The 5,240-nt window shown below is 75.4% G+C and carries 3 protein-coding genes; 1 reads left to right on the top strand and 2 read right to left on the bottom strand.

Annotation, left to right across the window (positions count from 1 at the left end; genetic code table 11):
• The first annotated feature begins 73 nt into the window (after positions 1 to 73).
• A complete protein-coding gene (locus HYE82_RS33765) occupies positions 74 to 2,083 on the top strand; it encodes an ABC transporter permease (protein ID WP_179178035.1) in 2,010 nt (669 codons plus the stop codon).
• Between the two features lie 12 nt (positions 2,084 to 2,095).
• Here HYE82_RS33765 and HYE82_RS33770 read toward each other — a convergent pair whose 3' ends face one another.
• Entirely contained in the window at positions 2,096 to 2,599 is a 504-nt protein-coding gene (locus HYE82_RS33770; RefSeq protein WP_179178036.1) for an FBP domain-containing protein, read from the bottom strand.
• Positions 2,600 to 2,860: 261 nt separating this feature from the next.
• Positions 2,861 to 4,942: a SpoIIE family protein phosphatase gene (locus tag HYE82_RS33775; RefSeq protein ID WP_179178037.1), complete on the bottom strand. Its 2,082-nt coding sequence runs from the start codon at positions 4,940 to 4,942 to the stop codon at positions 2,861 to 2,863.
• Positions 4,943 to 5,240: the final 298 nt, after the last annotated feature.

A 5,240-nucleotide genomic window follows, 5' to 3' on the forward strand; every position in this document is an offset into this window, starting at 1 on the left:
GGCTCCCCCGTCCGGCTCTCCCGTCACGGGCGCCTCGCGCCCCCGTCCCCGTACGCTTCACCCAGGAACCCGCATGAGCAGACACCGCACCGGCGCCGGCACCCGCACCCGGCCCCCCGTCGCCCTGGCCCTGCCCGCACTCATCGCCGTCGCCTTCCTGCTGCTCCCGCTCGTCGGGATCCTCGTCCACACCGAATGGAGCAACCTCGGCACGCACCTCACCAGCCCCGGCGTGGTCGAGGCGCTGCGGCTCTCGCTCGTCGTGTCGTTCTGGGCCCTCGGCCTCTCCCTGCTCCTCGGGGTGCCCCTCGCCTGGCTCCTGGCCCGCGTCGAGTTCAAGGGCAAGGCGTTCGTCCGCTCCCTGGTGCTGCTGCCCATGGTGCTCCCGCCGACGGTGGGCGGTGTGGCGCTGCTGCTGGGCTTCGGGCGGCGCGGGCTGCTCGGACCGTGGCTGGAGGGCAGCTTCGGGATCACCCTGCCGTTCCACACCTCCGGTGCCGTCCTCGCGGCGACCTTCGTGTCGATGCCGTTCCTCGTCATCAGCCTGGAGGGCGCCCTCGGCGGCCTGAAGCGGAGCTACGAGGACACCGCCGCCTCGCTCGGCGCCTCACCGGTGCGGGTGTTCTTCACCGTGACGATGCCGATGGTGGGTCCCGGCCTGGTGGCCGGCGCCGCGCTCACCTGGGCGCGGGCGCTGGGCGAGTTCGGCGCGACCATCACCTTCGCGGGGAACCTGCCCGGGACCACGCAGACCCTGCCCCTGCAGGTCTACCTGCTGCTCCAGGACAGCCCGGAAGCCGCCACCTCCGTGTCCCTGCTGCTCCTGGCGATCGCCATGGCCGTACTGATCGCCCTGCGCGGCCGCTGGGCCGGAGCCCCCGCCGCCCGCGAGGCCGCCGCGGCCCGGCCGGCGGAGGCCGAGGAGGCCGAGGAGCCCCCTGCGGCACCGCCCTCGCCGACCCGGCCCGGCGGAGGCCCGCTCGCCCCGGCCCCGGCCCGGGACGGGGCCGCGGCGGAGGACGCCGGGAGCGGCCCGCCCGGCGGGGGCCGCTGGCCCCTGCACGCCACGGTCACCGGCTTCACCGAGCTCACCCTCGACGCCCCGCCCGGCACCACCATCGCCGTCGTCGGCGAGAACGGCTCCGGCAAGACCACCCTGCTCCGCGCCCTGCTGGGCCTCACCCCGCGCGCCCACGCCGAGCTCCGGCTCGGCAACGCCGACGCCACCGCGCTGCCCCCGCACCGGCGGCAGGTGGCCTGGGTCCCGCAGGACGGCGCCCTCTTCCCGCACCTCAGCGCGCTGGCCAACACGGCGTACGGGCTGCGGGCGCGCCGGGTGCCGCGGGCCGGGGCCCGCCGCGAGGCCCGGCTGTGGCTGGACCGGCTCGGCGTCGGCCACCTCGCCCACCGCAAGCCGGGCCAGCTCTCCGGCGGGCAGGCCCAGCGGGTCGCGCTGGCCCGGGCGCTCGCCGCCCGGCCGCGCCTGCTGCTGCTCGACGAACCGCTGGCCTCCCTGGACCAGGCCAGCCGGGCCCACGTCCGGCACATGCTGCGCACGCACCTGGCCGACTTCGGCGGGGTCTGCCTGATCGTCACTCATGATCCGGTCGAGGCGGTGTCCCTGGCCGACCGGGTGCTCGTGCTCGCCGACGGCCGGGCCCTGCAGGACGCTCCGCCCGCCGAGGTGACCCGCCATCCCCGGTCCCCGTGGGTGGCCAGGATGCTGGGCCGCAACGCCTGGCCGGGCACCGCGTCCGGCGAGGGGCTCGTCCTGCCGGGCGGAGGCCGACTGGTGGTGGCCGAGACGCTGCCGGAGGGCACCGAAGCCCTCGCGATCATCGGCCCCGAGGCGGTGTCCGTGCACCGCGACCGGCCGGGCGGCAGCCCCCGCAACGTGTGGCCGGGCACCGTACGGGAGATCACCTCGGTCGGCAGCCGGCTGCGCCTGCTGGTGGACTCCGCCGCGGTGCCGGACCTGGTCGCGGAGATCACCCCCGAGGCGGCCGCCGAACTGGGCCTGGCGGACGGCTCGCCGGTGTGGACGAGCGTGAAGGCCACCGAGGTGACGCTCGTCCGGCTGTGAGGGCCGTGCCCGTCAGCCGGTGACCTTCGCGGTCAGGGCGTCGAGGTTGTCCATGGCCCGCTCGACCCGCTCCGCCAGGTCGAGCGTCTCCTCGTGCCGCCCGCCCCGCAGCTTCGGTTGGCGCTTGCCCCGCATGTAGAGGGAGCAGGCGAGGTCCGCGCAGACGTAGAAGCCGACGCTGTTGCCCTCCCGGCCGCGCGGTCCGGCGAGCGGGGCGACGAGCAGGGAGACGCCGGAGGCGGCGTGCCCGGTCAGGCATATCTGGCAGACGCTCGACTTCAGGGCGCTGGTGCGGTTCGTGCCCGGGACGCGGAGGCTGATGCCGATGGCGGACCCGTCGGCCGTGGGGCGTACGAGGTGGGCGCGGAGCGGGGCGCCCGGGTCGATCCAGCCGAGGAAGTCGAGGTCCTCCCAGGGGAGTGCGTCGAAGTCCGGCGGCAGCTTCAGCCGGGCCGCCTCGCCCTTGGTGCAGTTCACGAAGGACGAGCGGATCTGCTTCTCGGTCAGTGGTTCCATGAGGCGCAACGCTACGTGGCGACACGCTGCGGGTTCATCCCCTTTTCTCCGGACCGGAAGCCGGTCGAGAGCCGGTCACCCGCGGCGGGGGTGACCGCCCCGACGACGCCCCGACGAGGCCGCGGTTGCCCGCCGCGGCGGGCACCGCGACCGCGGACGGCGAGCCGCGAGGGCCGGGCCCGTACTCCGGGCCCCGCCCGGGGAGACCAGCAGTCCCCGTCGCGCCGCCCGGCGCCGCCCCGGCCGCCATGACGGCAGCGGTCACGGAGCCGGTGGGAGCTCCGTGACGGTGAATTCACACCATACGCATTTGCCGCCGCCCCGCGGCTCCACGCCCCACTCCCGGGCCAGGCGTTCCACCAGCAGCAGGCCGCGGCCCGAGACCGCCCAGTCCCCGGCTTCCCGCCGGTGCGGCAGGGCGCTGCTGGAGTCCTCCACCTCGACGCGGATCCGTCCTTCCGCGGTCATGCGGAGGCTGACGTGGCCGCCGCCGTCGGTGTGTACGAGGGCGTTGGTCATGAGCTCGTCCGCCGCCAGCTCGATCTCGTCCGTCAGCTCCTTCGCCCCCCAGGCGGCCACGGCCGCCCGGATCAGGTGGCGGGCGGTCGCCGGTCCTTCGGGGTCACCGGGGGCGAGCCGCAGCCGCAGGGGGCCGCCGCCGCGGGGGGTGGGGGTGCCGCGGCGGCGGAGCAGGAGGAGGGCCATGTCGTCCCGGCCGCCCTGGTCGCCGACGAGGTCGCACAGGGTGTCGGCGAGTTCCTCCACGTCGACCGGCCCGGCGCAGACCGCGTCCATGAGGGCGCGCATGCCCTCCTCGCGGTCCTTGGTGCCGGGCTGTTCCAGCAGCCCGTCCGTGCACAGGACGAGGGTGTCGCCGGGGTGCAGTTCGAGGCTGGTGACGGGGTAGCCCGTGCCGCCGGTGCCGGCCGACGGCAGGGTGTTCGGCGGGAGTCCGAGCGGGGCTCCGCCGGCCATCGGGACGGGATGGCAGCTGCCGTCACCGCGCCGTACGACGGGGTCGTGGTGGCCGGCACGGACGAGTTGCAGCATGCCGGTACCGAGGTCCATCTCGGCGTACGTGCAGGCGGCGAGGCGGTCGGTGGCGAGGTCGCGCAGGAAGGCGGAGGCGCGGGCCATGGCCGTGCCGGGGGTGTGGCCCTCGGCGGCGTAGGCCCGCAGGACGATCCGCAGCTGGCCCATGATCACGGCCGCGTCCGTGTCGTGCCCCTGGACGTCCCCGATCATGAGGCCGACCCGGCTGTCGCCGAGGGTGACCACGTCGTACCAGTCGCCGCCGATCTTCTGCCCGGCCCGTGCGGCCCGGTAGCGCACGGCGATCCGTGTGCCGGGCACGTCGGGGATCCGCCGCGGCAGCATGGCCCGCTGGAGGCCCTCCGCCAGGTCGTGCTCCTGCTCGAAGAGGATGGCCCGCTGGAGGCTCTGGGCGATGCCGCTGCCCAGCGCGACGAGCACGTTGCGCTCCTCGTCGGTGAAGTCGCCGTCGCGCTCGTACAGCAGGCCGAGTGCCCCGATGGCCCGGCCCTGCGCGATCAGCGGCAGGTAGACCCCGCTGTGCACGGTCAGCGGCTCGATGTACTGCCACAGGTCGGGGTAGCGGACGCGGAAATCGTCGCGCGAGCCGATGAACACCGGCTGGAGGTTCCGTACGGCCTCGCTCATCGGGAACTGCGCCTCGATGCGGGTGTACTCGATCTGCGGTACGTACGTGCCCAGCCGCCCCTCGGCGACCAGGTGGATGCGGCCGCCGTCGACGATGCCGAGCATCACGCTGACGGCCCCGAGGTGGCTGAGGGCCTCGGGGTCCTTCAGGACGTCCGTCACGTCGTTGACGGTGCGGGCGTGGGCCAGGATGGCGGTGGTGCGCTCGACGACGCCGGTCATCCGGCGCCGGCCCTCGGCCCGCTCCCCGCCGGCGCCGGGGTCGCCGGGGTCGTGGGCGGCGTCGCGGAGGATCCCGATGATCCGGTACGGGCGGCCGGCCTGGTTCCGCAGGATGTGGCCCTGGATGTGGGCCCACGCGCGGGATCCGTCCCGGCGGCGGATGCGCACGTACGCCCCGTAGTGGCTGCGTCCGTCCTTGAGGGCCTGGGCGACGCGGGCGTCGAGCCGTGCCTCCTCGGGCGGGGCCATGCGTCTTCGCAGCCCGGCGGGGGTGCCGCTGAACTCGTCCGGGCGCAGGTCGAGCACTCCGAGGGCGGTGGAGTCCAGGTACATCCGTCCGCTGTCGAGGTCCCAGTCGAAGGTGCCCATGTGGTTGAGCGCGAGACTCATGTCCGGTTGCGCGGGCCAGTCGACCTCGGGGCTCGTTCCCCTTTCGGCCATGCAGCCAGGGTCTCACCAAACGGTGCCGGGCGCGGGTGCGGCACGGGCTGGACAATCCGGATACGGGCGGCCCCGGGTTGTGGTGGAGCGCGAGATGGCGGCCCGCGTCGAACGGGTGCGGCAGGCGCTGACGGATCTGCAGTCGATGCCCGACGGGCCTCCCCGACGGCCGCGCACCCGGCGTGGGACGCGGTAGCGCGGCGCGCCCGCCGACCGGCGCTCAGGGAGGCGGCGCGGCCGGCGAGGGGACCGCCGGGCCCACGGAGGGGACGACCTGGGGCGGGGACGGGACGACGGG

The organism is Streptomyces sp. BR123, from assembly GCF_013401435.1.
Lineage (GTDB): Bacteria > Actinomycetota > Actinomycetes > Streptomycetales > Streptomycetaceae > Streptomyces.